The 15,744-nt window shown below is 63.2% G+C and carries 13 protein-coding genes and 2 tRNA genes; 13 read left to right on the forward strand and 2 right to left on the reverse strand.

Going from position 1 to position 15,744, the window contains the following annotated elements; genetic code table 11:
• From ACEN88_RS10020 to ACEN88_RS10045, 6 genes are all read left to right on the forward strand, one after another.
• The coding region (locus ACEN88_RS10020) for a patatin-like phospholipase family protein (RefSeq protein ID WP_413339239.1) at positions 1-852 on the forward strand (852 nt) is incomplete at its 5' end.
• A gap of 43 nt (positions 853-895) precedes the next feature.
• Positions 896-1,303: a heme-binding protein gene (locus ACEN88_RS10025; protein WP_413339241.1), complete on the forward strand. Its 408-nt coding sequence runs from the start codon at positions 896-898 to the stop codon at positions 1,301-1,303.
• Positions 1,304-1,586: 283 nt separating this feature from the next.
• A complete protein-coding gene (gene carA, locus ACEN88_RS10030) occupies positions 1,587-2,750 on the forward strand; it encodes a glutamine-hydrolyzing carbamoyl-phosphate synthase small subunit (protein ID WP_413339243.1) in 1,164 nt (387 codons plus the stop codon).
• A 10-nt stretch (positions 2,751-2,760) separates the two neighbouring features.
• Positions 2,761-5,991: a carbamoyl-phosphate synthase large subunit gene (gene carB, locus ACEN88_RS10035; RefSeq protein ID WP_413339245.1), complete on the forward strand. Its 3,231-nt coding sequence runs from the start codon at positions 2,761-2,763 to the stop codon at positions 5,989-5,991.
• Positions 5,992-6,116: 125 nt separating this feature from the next.
• Positions 6,117-6,590: a transcription elongation factor GreA gene (gene greA, locus ACEN88_RS10040; RefSeq protein WP_413339246.1), complete on the forward strand. Its 474-nt coding sequence runs from the start codon at positions 6,117-6,119 to the stop codon at positions 6,588-6,590.
• Between the two features lie 10 nt (positions 6,591-6,600).
• Positions 6,601-7,041, forward strand: coding sequence for a DUF4149 domain-containing protein (locus ACEN88_RS10045; protein WP_413339248.1), 441 nt, complete (start codon positions 6,601-6,603; stop codon positions 7,039-7,041).
• Between the two features lie 50 nt (positions 7,042-7,091).
• Here ACEN88_RS10045 and yhbY read toward each other — a convergent pair whose 3' ends face one another.
• On the reverse strand, positions 7,092-7,559 hold the full coding sequence (gene yhbY, locus ACEN88_RS10050; protein WP_413339250.1) for a ribosome assembly RNA-binding protein YhbY: 468 nt from the start codon (positions 7,557-7,559) through the stop codon (positions 7,092-7,094).
• Positions 7,560-7,602: 43 nt separating this feature from the next.
• Here yhbY and ACEN88_RS10055 point away from each other — a divergent pair, with 43 nt between their 5' ends.
• The 7 genes from ACEN88_RS10055 to ACEN88_RS10085 all read left to right on the forward strand — a co-directional run bounded on the left by ACEN88_RS10055 (position 7,603) and on the right by ACEN88_RS10085 (position 14,041).
• Positions 7,603-8,250 carry an RlmE family RNA methyltransferase gene (locus ACEN88_RS10055; RefSeq protein WP_413339252.1) on the forward strand — a complete coding sequence of 216 codons (648 nt, stop codon included), beginning with the start codon at positions 7,603-7,605 and terminating at the stop codon, positions 8,248-8,250.
• Between the two features lie 346 nt (positions 8,251-8,596).
• Positions 8,597-10,474 (forward strand): ATP-dependent zinc metalloprotease FtsH, encoded by a 1,878-nt coding sequence (gene ftsH / locus ACEN88_RS10060; RefSeq protein ID WP_413339254.1) that lies wholly within the window; start codon positions 8,597-8,599, stop codon positions 10,472-10,474.
• 72 nt (positions 10,475-10,546) lie between these two features.
• Positions 10,547-11,389 carry a dihydropteroate synthase gene (gene folP, locus ACEN88_RS10065; protein WP_413339260.1) on the forward strand — a complete coding sequence of 281 codons (843 nt, stop codon included), beginning with the start codon at positions 10,547-10,549 and terminating at the stop codon, positions 11,387-11,389.
• Between the two features lie 18 nt (positions 11,390-11,407).
• Entirely contained in the window at positions 11,408-12,748 is a 1,341-nt protein-coding gene (glmM, locus tag ACEN88_RS10070; RefSeq protein ID WP_056127993.1) for a phosphoglucosamine mutase, read from the forward strand.
• Positions 12,749-12,811: 63 nt separating this feature from the next.
• Positions 12,812-12,888: transfer RNA gene (locus ACEN88_RS10075), tRNA-Pro, on the forward strand.
• Between the two features lie 52 nt (positions 12,889-12,940).
• Positions 12,941-13,017, forward strand: a tRNA-Arg gene (locus ACEN88_RS10080).
• An 88-nt stretch (positions 13,018-13,105) separates the two neighbouring features.
• Positions 13,106-14,041, forward strand: coding sequence for an MBL fold metallo-hydrolase (locus tag ACEN88_RS10085; RefSeq protein WP_413339256.1), 936 nt, complete (start codon positions 13,106-13,108; stop codon positions 14,039-14,041).
• A 4-nt stretch (positions 14,042-14,045) separates the two neighbouring features.
• Here the strand turns inward: ACEN88_RS10085 and ACEN88_RS10090 are convergent, their stop codons facing one another.
• Positions 14,046-15,347 carry a family 1 glycosylhydrolase gene (locus ACEN88_RS10090; RefSeq protein ID WP_413339258.1) on the reverse strand — a complete coding sequence of 434 codons (1,302 nt, stop codon included), beginning with the start codon at positions 15,345-15,347 and terminating at the stop codon, positions 14,046-14,048.
• Positions 15,348-15,744: the final 397 nt, after the last annotated feature.

Genomic DNA, 15,744 nt, shown 5'->3' on the forward strand with positions numbered 1-15,744 from the left:
GCCCCGGTGGCCGCCACGCCGGCGCCCCTTCCTCTGCGTCACGTGAAAATCGCGCTCGCCCTCGGCGGCGGCGCCGCGCGCGGCTTTGCCCACATCGGCGTGATCAAGGCCCTGGAAGCCCAGGGCATCGTGCCCGACATCGTCGTCGGCACGAGTGCCGGTTCCGTCGTCGGCGCGCTGTACGCGTCCGGCTACAACGGTTTCCAGCTGCAGAAGATCGCCCTCGACATGGACGAGACGACGATTTCCGACTGGGCCATCCCGTTCTTCAGCAAGGCCCCCGGCGTGCTGAAAGGGGAGGCGCTGCAGACCTATGTGAACAAGGCCGTGCACAACCAGCCGATCGAAAAACTGAAGATTCCGTTCGGCGCCGTCGCCACGGACCTGAAGACGGGCCAGCCGATCCTGTTCCGCCGCGGTAACACCGGCATGGCCGTGCGCGCGTCGTCGTCCGTGCCCGGCGTGTTCCAGCCGGTCGTCATCAGCGGCCGCAGCTATGTCGACGGCGGCCTCGTCGCCCCGGTGCCCGTTCGCTTCGCGAAGGAAATGGGCGCCGAATTCATTATCGCGGTTAATATCTCCAGTGCGACCGAGGCGCAGGCCACCGCGAGTTCCGTGGACGTGCTGATGCAGACGTTCACCATCATGGGCCAGCGCCTGAACCAGCACGAGCTGAAGGATGCCGACGTCGTCATCACGCCGGCGCTGGGCACGATGGGCAGCGCCGACTTCACCGGCCGCAACCTGGCCGTGCTGGCCGGCGAGCAGGCCGCGGCCGGCGTCATGGCCGACCTGAAGGCCAGGCTGAAGGCCAAACAAAGCACGCCGGCCCCGCTGTCGGCCGCGCGCTGATCGCAGACCTTTTTTGTAACGCCACACGAAAGAAAGACTCAAGATGCAAACCAAGCCCGTCCTTACCCTCGAAGACATCAAGAAGATCGCCGCTGGTGCCGAAGCCGAAGCGGTCGCGAACGGCTGGAAAGTCGTCATCGCCATCTGCGACGACGGCGGCCACCCGCTGTGGCTGCAGCGCCTGGACGGCGCCGCCCCGGTGTCGGCCCACATCGCCCCGCAAAAGGCCAAGACGGCCGCGCTGGGCCGTCGTGAGTCGAAGATCTACGAGGACATGATCAACAACGGCCGCGTGTCGTTCGCCCGCGCGCCGGAACTGGACGGCATGCTGGAAGGCGGCGTGCCCATCGTCGTCAACGGTGAAGTCGTCGGCGCCGTGGGCGTCTCGGGCGTGAAATCGGCGGAAGACGCGCAGATCGCCAAGGCCGGTATCGCCGCGCTGGGCCTGTAATTACGTTTCCGTCAAGTCGGCGGGCGTGGTGCGACAGATCGTCGCGCCCGCCCGCCGATTTTTTCTGCAGGGTATTTAGAGGAAAAACGTAGGGCAGGCGATTGCCGGCCGATATAAATCACGCTATAATTCAGAGGTTTAGCCATCACTTATCTGCCGTAGCGACTACCCACCCAAACCTCTATCTAGCGACCTGTGACACTGGGCGAGATGCATGCCCACACCCCCTGTCCGGGCCGGTCTGACGTGGCGCAGCCTACGGCAACTTTATCGGGAGTTGCCCTTGCCGCCATTTTTTTCTGGCCCAGCCGTTCCAGCCATCCTCGCTCTGGCAGACGGAACCATTTTCAAAGGATATTCGATCGGCGCCGCCGGTCACACCATCGGTGAAGTGGTATTCAATACCGCCATCACCGGGTACCAGGAAATCCTGACCGACCCCAGCTATTCGCGTCAGATCGTCACGCTGACGTACCCCCATATCGGCAACTACGGCATCAATGCCGAAGACGTCGAAGCCTCGAAAGTCCACGCCGCCGGCCTGATCATCCGCGACCTGCCGCTGCTGGCCTCGAATTTCCGCTCGACCCAATCGCTGGCGGACTACCTGAAGCAGGAAAACGTCGTCGCCATCGCCGGTATCGACACCCGCAAGCTGACCCGCATCCTGCGCGAGAAGGGTGCCCAGAACGGCGCGATCCTGACCGGCACGCAGGGCAATGAGCCGTCGGAAGCGCAGGCGCTGGAACTGGCGCGCTCGTTCCCGGGCCTGAACGGCATGGACCTGGCGAAGGTGGTCTCCGTCAAGGAACCGTACACCTTCGACCAGACCGAATGGAAGCTGGGCGAGGGCTACGGCAAGCAGGAGAACCCGCAGTTCCACGTCGTCGCCTTCGACTACGGCGTCAAGCGCAACATCCTGCGCATGCTGGCCGAGCGCGGCTGCAAGATCACCGTGCTGCCGGCGCAAGCCACCGCGGAAGAAGCCCTGGCGCTGAACCCGGACGGCATCTTCCTCGCCAACGGTCCGGGCGACCCGGCCGCCTGCGACTACGCGATCGCCGCGACGAAGAAAGTGATCGACTCGGGCATCCCGACGTTCGGCATCTGCCTCGGCCACCAGATCATGGCGCTGGCCTCGGGCGCGCAGACCGTCAAGATGAAGTTCGGCCACCACGGCGCCAACCACCCGGTGCAGGACCTGGATTCGAAGCAGGTCATGATCACGTCGCAGAACCACGGCTTCGCAGTGGATGCCGCGACGCTGCCGGCTAACTGCCGCGTGACCCACGTCTCGCTGTTCGACGGCTCTTTGCAGGGTTTCGAGCGCACCGACAAGCCGGCGTTCTGCTTCCAGGGTCACCCGGAAGCGTCGCCCGGCCCGACGGACGTCGCCTACCTGTTCGACCGTTTCATCAGCAAGATGCAAGCCCACGCCAGCAAGTGAGAAGAAATAAATGCCAAAACGTACTGACATCAAAAGCATCCTGATCATCGGCGCGGGCCCGATCGTCATCGGCCAGGCGGTCGAATTCGACTACTCCGGCGCCCAGGCCTGCAAGGCGCTGCGCGAAGAAGGCTACAAGGTCATCCTGGTCAACTCGAACCCGGCGACCATCATGACGGACCCGGAAACGGCCGACGTCACCTACATCGAGCCGATCACGTGGAAGGCCGTCGAGCGCATCATCGACAAGGAGCGTCCCGACGCGATCCTGCCGACGATGGGCGGCCAGACCGCGCTGAACTGCGCGCTGGACCTGCACCGCCACGGCGTCCTCGACAAGTACAAGGTCGAACTGATCGGCGCGACGCCGGAAGCCATCGACAAGGCCGAGGACCGCTTCAAGTTCAAGGAGGCGATGACGAAGATCGGCCTCGGCTCGGCCCGTTCCGGCATCGCCCACTCGATGGACGAAGCGCGCGCCGTGCAGCGCGAACTGGGCTTCCCGACCATCATCCGTCCGTCGTTCACGATGGGCGGTTCGGGCGGCGGCATCGCTTACAACGAAGAAGAATTCGAAGCGATCTGCAAGCGCGGCCTGGAAGCGTCGCCGACCTCCGAACTGCTGATCGAAGAATCGCTGCTCGGCTGGAAAGAGTACGAGATGGAAGTCGTCCGCGACAAGAAGGACAACTGCATCATCGTCTGCTCGATCGAGAACCTGGATCCGATGGGCGTGCACACGGGCGACTCGATCACCGTCGCGCCGGCACAGACGCTGACGGACAAGGAATACCAGATCATGCGCAACGCGTCGATCAACGTGCTGCGCGAAATCGGCGTCGACACGGGCGGCTCGAACGTGCAGTTCTCGATCAACCCGAAAGACGGCCGCATGATCGTCATCGAGATGAACCCGCGCGTGTCGCGTTCGTCCGCTTTGGCTTCGAAGGCGACCGGCTTCCCCATTGCCAAAGTTGCAGCGAAATTGGCGGTAGGGTTCACGCTGGATGAGCTGCGCAACGAGATCACCGGCGGCGCGACCCCGGCCTCGTTCGAACCGTCGATCGACTACGTCGTCACCAAGATCCCGCGCTTCACGTTCGAGAAATTCCCGACCGCGGACAAGCACCTGACGACGCAGATGAAGTCCGTCGGCGAAGTGATGGCGATGGGCCGCACATTCCAGGAATCGTTCCAGAAAGCGCTGCGCGGCCTGGAGGTCGGCGTCGACGGCCTGAACGAAAAGACCCGCGACCGCGAAAAGATCGAGGAAGAACTGGGCGAGCCGGGTCCGGAGCGCATCTGGTACGTGGGCGACGCGTTCGCACAGGGCTTCACGCTGGAAGAGGTGCACAACCTCACCAAGATCGATCCGTGGTTCCTCATCCAGATCAAGGAAATCGTCGACATCGAACTGTGGCTGGATCACCAGAAGCTGGAAAGCCTCGACAAGCCGACGCTGTACAAGCTTAAGCAGAAGGGCTTCTCGGACCGCCGCCTCGCGTTCCTGATGCAGACGACGCCGGAAGCCGTGCGCGCCAAGCGCCACGAGTTCGGCATCCGTCCGGTCTACAAGCGCGTCGACACCTGCGCCGCCGAATTCGCGACCAACACCGCGTACATGTACTCGACGTACGACGAGGAATGCGAGTCGAACCCGACCGACAAGAAGAAGATCATGGTGCTGGGCGGTGGCCCGAACCGCATCGGCCAGGGCATCGAGTTCGACTACTGCTGCGTGCACGCGGCCCTCGCGATGCGCGAAGACGGCTACGAGACCATCATGGTCAACTGCAACCCGGAGACCGTGTCGACCGACTACGACACGTCCGACCGCCTGTACTTCGAATCGCTGACCCTGGAAGACGTGCTGGAAATCGTCGACCTGGAAAAGCCGGAAGGCGTGATCGTCCAGTACGGCGGCCAGACCCCGCTGAAGCTCGCGCTGGACCTGGAAAAGAACGGCGTCCCGATCATCGGCACGTCGCCGGACATGATCGACGCGGCCGAAGACCGCGAGCGCTTCCAGAAGCTGCTGCAGGATCTGGGCCTGCGTCAGCCGCCGAACCGCACCGCGCGCACGGAAGCCGACGCGCTGGCGCTGGCGTCCGAGATCGGCTATCCGCTCGTCGTGCGTCCGTCGTACGTGCTGGGCGGCCGCGCGATGGAGATCGTCCACGAGCAGCGCGACCTCGAGCGCTACATGCGCGAAGCCGTGAAGGTGTCGAACGATTCGCCGGTGCTGCTGGACCGCTTCCTGAACGACGCGATCGAAGTCGACGTCGACTGCATCTCGGACGGCGAGACGACGTTCATCGGCGGCGTGATGGAACACATCGAGCAGGCCGGCGTGCACTCGGGCGACTCCGCGTGCTCGCTGCCGCCGTACTCGCTGTCCCAGGCGACCATCGATGAACTGAAGCGCCAGACCTCGCTGATGGCGAAGGCGCTGAATGTCGTCGGCCTGATGAACGTGCAGTTCGCGATCCAGCAGTCGGAAGTCGACGGCCAGACCGTGGACACCGTGTATGTGCTGGAAGTGAACCCGCGCGCCTCGCGTACCGTGCCGTTCGTGTCGAAGGCGACGGGCCTGCAGCTGGCGAAGATCGCCGCGCGCTGCATGGTCGGCCAGACGCTCGCACAGCAGGGCGTCACGAAAGAGATCGTCCCGCCGTTCTACAGCGTGAAGGAAGCCGTGTTCCCGTTCGTGAAATTCCCGGGCGTCGACACGATCCTCGGCCCCGAGATGAAGTCGACGGGCGAAGTGATGGGCGTGGGCACGACGTTCGGCGAAGCGTTCGTCAAGTCGCAGCTGGCCGCCGGCATCACCTTGCCGACGACTGGCCGCGTGTTCCTGTCGGTGAAGGGTTCGGACAAGCCGCGCACCGTGAAAGTGGCGCGCGACCTCGTCGAACTGGGCTTCTCGCTCGTCGCGACGAAGGGCACCGCGGCCGTCATCGCCGCCGCCGGCATCCCGGTCACCCCGGTCAACAAGGTGATCGAAGGCCGTCCGCACATCGTCGACATGATCAAGAACCACGAGATCGCGATGGTGGTGAACACGGTCGAAGAGAAGCGCAGCGCCATCGCCGACTCGCGTACGATCCGTACGTCGGCACTGCAGGCGCGCGTGGTCACCTATACGACCATCGCCGGCGCCGAGGCGGCCGTGCAGGGCATGCGTCACCTGGACGAGTTGCGGGTGTACGATTTACAAGGCCTGCATAAAACCTTAAACTAAGCGGCGATGCGGTAACATAGCAGCACCGCTTAGCAGTACCCAAGACCACAGAGTTCGCGCGGCTTGCGCCGTGCGGCTCTGTGGTTTTCACTTGGTACGTCCGCAAACACTGAGAACAGAATACGATGAACACTCCATTGACCAAATTCGGCGCCGAGAAGTTGAAGGAAGAGCTGCACCAGCTCAAGACCAAGGAACGCCGCAACGTGATCGATGCGATCGCCGAGGCGCGCTCGCATGGCGACCTGTCGGAAAACGCCGAATACGACGCCGCCAAGGAGCGCCAGGCCTTCGTCGAGGGCCGCATCGCCGAGCTGGAACAGAAACTGTCCACCGCGCAGATCATCGACCCGGCCACGCTGGATGCGGAAGGCCGCGTGGTGTTCGCCTCGACCGTCGACCTCGAAGACCTCGACAACGGCCAGAAGGTCACCTACCAGATCGTCGGCATGGACGAGGCCGACCTCAAGGAGAACAAGGTCTCCGTCACGTCGCCGATCGCGCGCGCGCTGATCGGCAAATACGCCGGCGACGTGGTCGAAGTGCAGGCCCCGTCCGGTCCGCGCGAATACGAAATCCTGGAAGTCCGTTACGTCTAAGTTCGCCACGATGCTTGCCAGTGCGCGCGTGCTGCTTGCCGCCCTGTGGGCCGGCAGCGTGTGGGCCGTCAGCTACCTGGCCGCGCCGAGCGCCTTTGCCGTGCTCGACAGCACGCAGGCCGGCAATGTCGTCGGCGTCATGCTGACGCGCTCGGCCTGGCTGGCGATTGCGCTCGCCGCGCTGCTGGCGCTGCTGACGTCGCGTGCGGCGGATGTCGACGCGCGGCGCAAGCGCTGGCTGTATGCACTGATCGTCGGCATGCTGGCATGCAGCCTCGTCGTCTACCTGGGCCTGCAGCCGATGATGGCGGCGATCCGCGCAGCGGCCGGGCCGGCCGGCGTGCGGGCGTCGCCGCAGTGGGGGACATTCGCGGCGCTGCATGGGGTGTCGCAGGTGTTGTACCTGGCCGAGAGCATCCTTGGCGCGCTTCTTGTTGTGAAGGCCCGCTGAGGCATAAAAAACCGGGGTAGCGGCCCCGGTTAATTTTTGGTGAACACGGCTTATTTCAGGGCCGTCTTCTTGGTGCTGGCCTGACGTGGCTTGGCCCGTTTGATGTTGCCGCCTTGCGTGACGCGCTCGTTACCTTTCAGCAGGACCTTGGTTACGGTCGGCTTCTTGGTGCCGCTCGGGCTCGGCTTGACGATGGTAACTTCGCGCAGGCCCTTGCCGGCCTTCGTCGAACGTTCCTTGACGTCATCCTTCTTCGGGCGGTACAGCACGAGCAGCTTGCCGATGTGCTGGACCGGCGCGGCGTCGAGTTCCGCGCAGATGCGTTCGTAGATCGCGATGCGCTCTTCACGGTCGTCGCCGAACACGCGTACCTTGATGAGGCCGTGTGCGTCGAGGCTGGACGAGACTTCCTTCATGACGGCCTCGGTCAGGCCGTCTGCGCCGATCATGACGACAGGATTGAGACCGTGGGCTTCCGCACGCAGCGCTGCACGCTCGACCGGTGTAAGTTTGATCATGATGTTATTTTGAGATACCTATTAAAAGCAGTATTTTACGCGAATGGCCAAGAACAAATTCAATAAAAACTGGATCCACGATCACATCAACGATCCGTATGTCAAATTGGCACAGAAAGAGGGCTATCGGGCTCGTGCGGCCTACAAGCTGAAGGAAATCGACGAAAGCGAAAAGCTCATCAAGGCGGGCCAGGTGATCGTCGACCTCGGCTGCACGCCCGGCAGCTGGGGCCAGTACACGCGGCGCAAGCTGGCCGGCGGCGACGAGGGCGGCATCAAGGGCACGATGATCGGCCTGGACATCCTGCCGATGGAGCCGATCGCCGACATGCATTTCATCCAGGGCGATTTCCGCGAGCAGGAGGTGCTCGACGAGCTGGCGGGCGTTCTCGAAGGCCGCATGGCCGACCTCGTGCTGTCCGACATGGCGCCGAATCTCTCCGGTATTCCGTCGGCGGATGCGGCGCGCATGGAGGATTTGATCGATCTCGCTATTGAGTTCTCTCAAATGCACCTCAAACCTTCAGGGGCATTGTTGGTGAAATGCTTCAAGGACATGGGGTTCACCCAGGTCCTGGAGAAGTTCCGCACCGAATTCAAGGTCGTCAAACAGATCAAACCGAAGGCCAGCCGCGACAAATCCTCGGAAATTTTCCTGCTGGGGCGTGGGCTGAAAAATCCGGCCGCCTGAAATTGCGAAAATCGACGGAAACGCCCTTGATTTCCTGCAGTACAACCGCACATCAGCAAAGGACAGCCACGTCTGTGTGCATGATGGCTGCGCAACGGAAATAAAAACCGGCTATAGTGGAGAAAAGGGAACCTTGAAAAACCGTCGCGAGCGGCCGCAATGTTGTGTGAGAAGCGCAGCTGTACGAGAGTACAGCGAGCATCGCAGCACGACAGTGCAACGCGCAGCAGGTTTTTCAACGTCCCCGAAGGCACTATGGCGGTCGTGCGTGGCACGGGCTGCTTATTGCGGTAAAATCTGCCTTTGAAAAAATGGGAAAAGATGCGTTCGCATCAGAGGAGTCTTCGTGAATAATATGTTTTCCAAATCCGCCATCTGGGTGGTCGTCGCGCTGCTGTTGTTCATGCTGTTCAAGCAGTTCGACAACCACAGCGTCGCGGGCGGCAGCAAGACCATTGCTTATTCCGAGCTGCTCGATGACGTCAAGGCGAAACGCATCAAGGACGTCGTGATCGAAGGTTCGAGCATCACCGCGACCCGCACCGACGACAGCAAGGTCCGCACCACCGCGACCATGCTCGACCGCGGCCTGATCGGCGACCTGCGCGACAACAACGTGCGCTTCGACGTCAAGCCGCCCGAGGAGCCGTCGTTCCTCCAGCAAGTCTTCATTTCCTGGTTCCCGATGCTGCTCCTGATCGGTGTCTGGGTGTTCTTCATGCGCCAGATGCAGGGCGGCGGCAAGGGCGGGGCGTTCTCGTTCGGCAAGTCGAAGGCGCGCATGATGGACGAGACGAACAACACCGTCACGTTCGCCGACGTCGCCGGCTGCGACGAAGCGAAGGAAGAAGTGGGCGAGATCGTCGACTTCCTGAAGGATCCGACCAAGTTCCAGAAACTGGGCGGCCGCATCCCGCGCGGCGTGCTGATGGTCGGTCCCCCGGGTACCGGTAAGACGCTGCTGGCCCGCGCCATCGCCGGCGAAGCCAAGGTCCCGTTCTTCTCGATCTCCGGTTCGGACTTCGTCGAGATGTTCGTCGGCGTGGGTGCGTCCCGCGTGCGCGACATGTTCGAGAACGCGAAAAAACACTCGCCGTGCATCATCTTCATCGACGAGATCGACGCCGTCGGCCGCCACCGTGGCGCCGGCATGGGCGGCGGCAACGACGAGCGCGAACAGACGCTGAACCAGCTGCTGGTCGAGATGGACGGCTTCGAGGCATCGTCGGGCGTGATCGTGATCGCCGCGACCAACCGTGCCGACGTGCTGGACAAGGCGCTGCTGCGTCCGGGCCGTTTCGACCGCCAGGTGATGGTGGGCCTGCCGGACATCCGCGGCCGCGAACAGATCCTCAACGTGCACATGCGCAAAGTGCCGATCGGCACCGACGTGAAGGCCGACATCCTGGCGCGCGGCACCCCGGGCTTCTCCGGCGCCGACCTGGCCAACCTGGTCAACGAAGCCGCGCTGTTCGCCGCGCGCCGCAGCAAGCGCCTGGTCGAGATGAGCGACTTCGAAGACGCGAAGGACAAGATCTTCATGGGTCCGGAGCGCAAGTCGATGGTCATGCGCGAGGAAGAGCGCCGCAATACCGCGTACCACGAGTCGGGCCACGCGGTGATCGCCAAGCTGCTGCCGAAGGCGGACCCGGTGCACAAGGTCACGATCATGCCGCGCGGCTATGCCCTCGGCCTGACCTGGCAGTTGCCGGAGCACGACAGCCTGTCCGGCTACAAGGACAAGATGCTGGAAGAGATCTCGATCCTGTTCGGCGGCCGTATCGCCGAGGAGATCTTCGTCGGCCAGATGTCGACCGGCGCATCGAACGACTTCGCCCGCGCGACCAAGCTGGCCCGCTCGATGGTGACCCGTTTCGGCATGTCGGAAAGCATGGGCGTGATGGTCTACGAGGATGATCCGAACGAAGGCTTCTTCGGCGGCTCCGTGAAGACGATCTCCGAAGCGACGCAGCAAAAGGTCGATGCCGAGATTCGCAACATCCTCGACATGCAGTACACGCTGGCCCGTCGCCTGCTGGAAGAAAACCGCGACAAGGTCGAAGTGATGACGAAGGCGCTGCTCGAATGGGAAACCATCGATGCCGACCAGATCAACGACATCATGGCCGGCCGCGAGCCGCGCCCGCCGAAGTCGGTGGTCCTGACCAAGCGCACGCCTCCGAGCGACAGCGGCGTCGCCCCGAACGCGACCGCCCCGGCCTGACCAGCGCGGTCTCTCCTCGAAAAGGCACCCCGAGCGGGTGCTTTTTTATTCTTCATTCCGTTGGTTTTCGTCATGCGTCAATATCTGCAGTGCGGCCGTTTCGGCTATAACCTCGCCCAGCGCCCCCTGGTCATGGGCATCCTCAACGTCACCCCCGATTCCTTTTCCGACGGCGGCCGCTACCAGGGCCTCGAATTCGCCGTGGAGCGGGCCGAACAGATGATCAAGGACGGCGTCGACATCATCGACATCGGCGGCGAATCCACGCGGCCGGGCTCGCCCAGCGTCTCCATCGACGAAGAACTGCGCCGCGTCATGCCGGCGATCTACGCGTTGCGCGAACTGGGTTATCCGCTGTCGATCGATACCTGCAAGCCCGAGGTGATGCGCGAGGCGATCATCGCGGGCGCCGACATGATCAACGACATCAACGGCTTCCGGGCGCCCGGCGCGATCGAGGCCGTGAAGGACAGCGATTGCGGGCTGTGCGTAATGCATATGCAGGGCACCCCGCAGGACATGCAGGCACAGCCCGAATACGTCGACGTCGTGGCCGACGTGATCGCCTTCCTGCGCGAGCGGATCGATGCGCTGCTGGCGGCGGGTGTGGCACGCGAACGCATCACGATTGATCCCGGATTTGGTTTTGGGAAGAGTGTCGAGCATAATTATGCTTTGCTCCGGAGCATAAACCGCATGGAAAGCGAACTGGGCCTGCCCGTATTGGCGGGCCTGTCGCGCAAATCGATGATCGGCGCCGTGACGGGCCGCAGCGTCGAGCAGCGGCTGGCCGGCAGCCTGGCCGGTGCGCTCGCTGCGGTAGCGCAGGGCGCCCGGATCGTGCGGGTCCATGATGTGGCAGAGACGGTGGACGCGCTGAAGGTCTGGCAAGCGGCCACTACGAATAATCAATAGATGAAGAGAATTTAATTAATGGCACGCAAATATTTCGGTACCGATGGCGTACGCGGCCTGGTGGGCAAGTCGCCCATCACCCCTGACTTCGTGATGCGGCTGGGCTATGCCGCCGGCAAGGTGCTGGCCAAGGACAAGGCCGGCACCAGCGAACGTCCCACGGTCCTGATCGGCAAGGACACGCGCATTTCCGGCTACATGCTGGAAGCGGCGCTGGAAGCCGGTTTCTCGGCAGCCGGCGTCGACGTGATGCTGGCCGGTCCGATGCCGACCCCGGCCATCGCGTACCTGACGCGCGCACTGCGCCTGCAGGCCGGCGTCGTGATTTCGGCCTCGCACAATCCTTTCCAGGACAACGGCATCAAGTTCTTCTCCGGCCATGGCACCAAGCTGCCCGATGCCGTCGAGCTCGAAATCGAGGAGATGATCGACCAGCCGATGGGCTGCGTGTCGTCGGAAAAGCTGGGCCGGGCCACGCGCCTGCGCGACGCGCAGGGCCGTTACATCGAATTCTGCAAGAGCACGTTCCCGAACGAGCTCGACCTGCGCGGCCTGAAAATCGTCGTCGACTGCGCCCACGGCGCCGCCTACAACATTGCGCCGCACGTGTTCCATGAACTGGGCGCCGAAGTCATCGAGCTGGGCACCAAGCCGGACGGCTTCAACATCAACGACGGCGTCGGCGCGACGGCCCCGAAGGCGATGGCGGCCGCGGTGGTCGAGCACGAGGCCGACCTCGGCATCGCGCTGGACGGCGACGCCGACCGTTTGATCATGTGCGACGCCAAAGGCCGCCTGTACAACGGCGACGAGCTGCTGTACGTGATGGTGCGCGCGCGCATGGCGACCGGTCCGGTGGCCGGTGCCGTCGGCACCCTGATGACCAATATGGCGCTCGAAGTGGCGTTCAAGGACATGGGCATCGGTTTTGCGCGCGCGAAGGTCGGCGACCGCTACGTGCTGGAAATGATGCAGGACCGCGGCTGGCTGCTGGGCGGCGAAGGCTCGGGCCACCTGTTGGCACTGGACAAGCACACGACCGGCGACGGCATCGTGTCGGCACTGCAGGTCCTGACCGCGCTCAAGCGTTCCGGCCAGGGCCTGGCCGAGTGCTGCAGCGACCTGACGCTGTATCCGCAGACCCTGATCAACGTGCGCGTGCAGCCGGGTACGGACTGGACGAAGAACGCGGCCGTCGTGGCGGAGAAGGAAAACGTCGAGCGCGAACTGGGCGACAATGGCCGCGTGCTGATCCGCCCGTCCGGCACGGAACCGCTCGTGCGTGTCATGGTGGAGGCGAAGAACGCGGAACTGGCCGAGTCGATGGCCAAGCGCATCGCCGCGCGCTTCGAAGTCTGACCATCCGCCGGGGCGAGCCCCTTCATTGACGCCTCCCTCCCGGCGGGGTATGATCGTCCCAATCGGAGTGTAGCGCAGCCCGGTAGCGCACCTGCTTTGGGAGCAGGGGGTCCAAGGTTCGAATCCTTGTACTCCGACCACCGTTTGCAAACGGGCTGTCCTCGACGGCCCGTTTTCATTTATGAAGCCATACTGCCCATAGCTCAGTTGGATAGAGCATCAGCCTTCTAAGCTGAGGGTCGCTGGTTCGAACCCAGCTGGGCAGGCCATCCCCATCCTTTCGTTGACTGCAGGCTAGCGAACGCCGGCGTGCAAACCCCCATGCTAGCCTTGACTCGACAACGGCAAGGAGGCGACATGGTGATGGTCCGGGTGGTGTTGACGATGGTGATGTTCCTGTCGGGTTGGGCGGTCGCACTCGCGCAAACGAAGGCGCCCGAATCCGCCAAGCTCGCACTCAGGCTGCCACCGGCGGGCGCGCCCGCTGAAGCGAACGGCACCGTCCAGTTCATCGGCACCGCGACGGTGCTGATCCGCTACCAGGGCTTCACGATCCTGACGGATCCGAATTTCCTGCACAAGGGCGACCACGTGCACCTCGGCTACGGCATCACGTCCGAACGCCTCACGAATCCAGCCCTGACTCTCGAACAGTTGCCGCCGATCGATCTCGTCGTGCTGTCGCACTTGCACGAGGATCACTTCGACAAGCTCGTGCAGGAAAAACTCGACAAGAACATTCCCATTATTACGACCAAGGCGGCGGCGAACAAGCTCAAGGACATGGGCTTCCAGCGCACGTTCGGCCTGTCGACGTGGGACCGGATCGACGTCGAAAAAGGCGAGGCCCGGCTGCGCATCACGGCGGCCCCGGGCCGCCACGGCAAGGCGGGCATGCAGGCGCTGCTGCCCTCGGTGATGGGATCGGTCCTCGACTTCGGCCCGAACACGGCGGCCCCGGCCTATCGCATGTATGTAAGCGGCGATACGTTGATCTACGACGACCTGAAGGCGATCCCGCAGCGGTTTCCCGGTGTCGACCTGGCCCTGCTGCACCTGGGCGGCACGCGCATCCTGGGTGTCTTCAAGGTCACGATGGACGGCAAGGACGGCGTGACCCTGATGCAGATCGTCCAGCCGAAAAAGGCGATTCCCATCCATTACGACGATTACGATGTGTTCAAGTCGCCGCTGTCGGACTTCGCACGGGAAGTGAAGGCGGCCGGACTCGACCAGCAGGTCGTCTACCTGGCGCACGGCGGTACCTACACGTTCGGGCCCAGCGAACACTAATCGATTACTCGCGCTCTTCGGTGCGCGGCGCCAGGGTTGCGTCGTCGTCGAATGGCCAGCCGCTCGGCGGCGGCACATGGCGCTGGAATTCGTGCGGCATCACGATCGGCACCTGCAGGCAGACGCTTTGCGTCGGCAGCACTTCCATCCACGCGCGCACGAGCTCCTTGTAGGCGATGCCGACGGGACGGATCTTGCGGTCGAGATCGAACAGGCCCAGCGCATTGACGTTGCCGTTGTTCTCGCGCAGGGCCGTGTCCCAGTCGACCTGGTCCGTCAACGAATACCAGGTGAACCCGACGAGCGGCACGCCGTTGTTGCGCACGCGCAGGACGTTCGCCCACTCCTTGCGCAGCCAGTGCACGGCCTCGTCGCCGCGCGGCCCTTCGCACAAGTTCGTTTCCGTGTGCATCACGGGCAGCCGGTAGCGGTTGTAGTACTGGTGCGTGATGACCGCATAGCCGAAGATCTCTCCCGCCGCCCGCGTGAGCCCGTCCGCCGACACATAGTGCTCGTTGGTCTGGTAATAATCGTTGCCCATGATGCAGTGGTGCTTCAGATTATTGTTCAGGAAGAAGTGATACTCCTCGCGCGTCATGCCGTTATCCATCATGTATTCGTACATTTCGGAATCGACGCGGCGGCCGTAATTCAGGTCCAGCGACAGGAAGCGGCGGGAGTTGTACAGCTCGGCGGGGCCGATGGCGGACGGGCTTTCGGCGTGAAAGTATTCCGTCGATTCGCTTTGCACGAACAGGGCGTCCGGACGCACTTGCAGGATCGCATGCATGGCCAGGATGTTCGCCTTGACGAGGTTCTTCGTCGCCGTGACGAAGCCGCGGTCCGTCGTCAACTGCTCGTTCCACCAGCCGTACAGGGCGGAGAAGAGGGCGCAGATCGACATCTCGTTGATCGGCGTGTACAACTGCAGCCATGGGTAGCGCCGCGCGAAGGTGCCGGCATACTCGGCGAACAATTCGGGAAAATCCGGATTCTGGAAGTTGCCGATCCAGTCGGGCACGCCGAAGTGGCACAGGTCGACGATCGATGCGATGTTGCGCTGGCGCAGGTCGTTGAGCGCCAGGTCGGCGAATTCCCAGTCGTAGCGCTTGGGCCCGAGCCACGTCTTGTGCAAGGGCGGCCCGTAGCGCAGGACTTTCAAGCCGAGTTCCTGCACGAGGTCGAAGTCCGTGCGCCAGTATTTGTAGTGGCCGCACTTTTCCATCTCGTCCATGCGCACACGACCGTTGTCGATCGTGGGGATGCTGTTTTCGATACCCGTAGCGAAAATAAATCCTGGCGACATGCGAACCTCTGGCTGCTGATCGGTCCAATTCATTGTAGCCGGGATTGCAAACAGCGTTCCGAACCGTGCGCGCCCCCATTTGTGCGCGCCCCCTTTACTGTCGCGTGTAAGCTGTGCTATCAATACAGCAACATTTCATTTCTTCATCTCCTGACGCGACACGACCAGCATGCCCAATGCCACTGCGGCACGACCTGTGCTATCCAATGATGCGTCCGAGCGCAGGCTGGCAATGGGCGTGCTGGTTTCCCTGCTGCTGCATGCCCTCGTACTGTCCCTGCAGTTCGGCATTCCCGGATTACGGCCGGGACCCGGCGGTCCGATATCGGTCCGGCTGACGACGCCAGCGGTGCCTGCGCCGGCCCCGTCGCCCGTGCCACCGCCGCCGGTACCTGCG

Source organism: Massilia sp. CT11-108, from assembly GCF_047302915.1.
GTDB classification, from domain to species: Bacteria; Pseudomonadota; Gammaproteobacteria; order Burkholderiales; family Burkholderiaceae_D; genus Telluria; species Telluria orientalis.

Bases quoted from the DNA above. Each gene is read 5' to 3' on its own strand.
- glmM (WP_056127993.1), top strand. From the start codon at position 11,408: ATGGCACGCAAATATTTCGGTACCGATGGCGTACGCGGCCTGGTGGGC.
- carB (WP_413339245.1), top strand. From the start codon at position 2,761: ATGCCAAAACGTACTGACATCAAAAGCATCCTGATCATCGGCGCGGGC.
- ACEN88_RS10055 (WP_413339252.1), top strand. From the start codon at position 7,603: ATGGCCAAGAACAAATTCAATAAAAACTGGATCCACGATCACATCAAC.
- yhbY (WP_413339250.1), bottom strand. From the start codon at position 7,559: ATGATCAAACTTACACCGGTCGAGCGTGCAGCGCTGCGTGCGGAAGCC.
- greA (WP_413339246.1), top strand. From the start codon at position 6,117: ATGAACACTCCATTGACCAAATTCGGCGCCGAGAAGTTGAAGGAAGAG.
- ACEN88_RS10085 (WP_413339256.1), top strand. From the start codon at position 13,106: ATGGTGATGGTCCGGGTGGTGTTGACGATGGTGATGTTCCTGTCGGGT.
- ACEN88_RS10025 (WP_413339241.1), top strand. From the start codon at position 896: ATGCAAACCAAGCCCGTCCTTACCCTCGAAGACATCAAGAAGATCGCC.
- ACEN88_RS10045 (WP_413339248.1), top strand. From the start codon at position 6,601: ATGCTTGCCAGTGCGCGCGTGCTGCTTGCCGCCCTGTGGGCCGGCAGC.
- ACEN88_RS10090 (WP_413339258.1), bottom strand. From the start codon at position 15,347: ATGTCGCCAGGATTTATTTTCGCTACGGGTATCGAAAACAGCATCCCC.
- folP (WP_413339260.1), top strand. From the start codon at position 10,547: ATGCGTCAATATCTGCAGTGCGGCCGTTTCGGCTATAACCTCGCCCAG.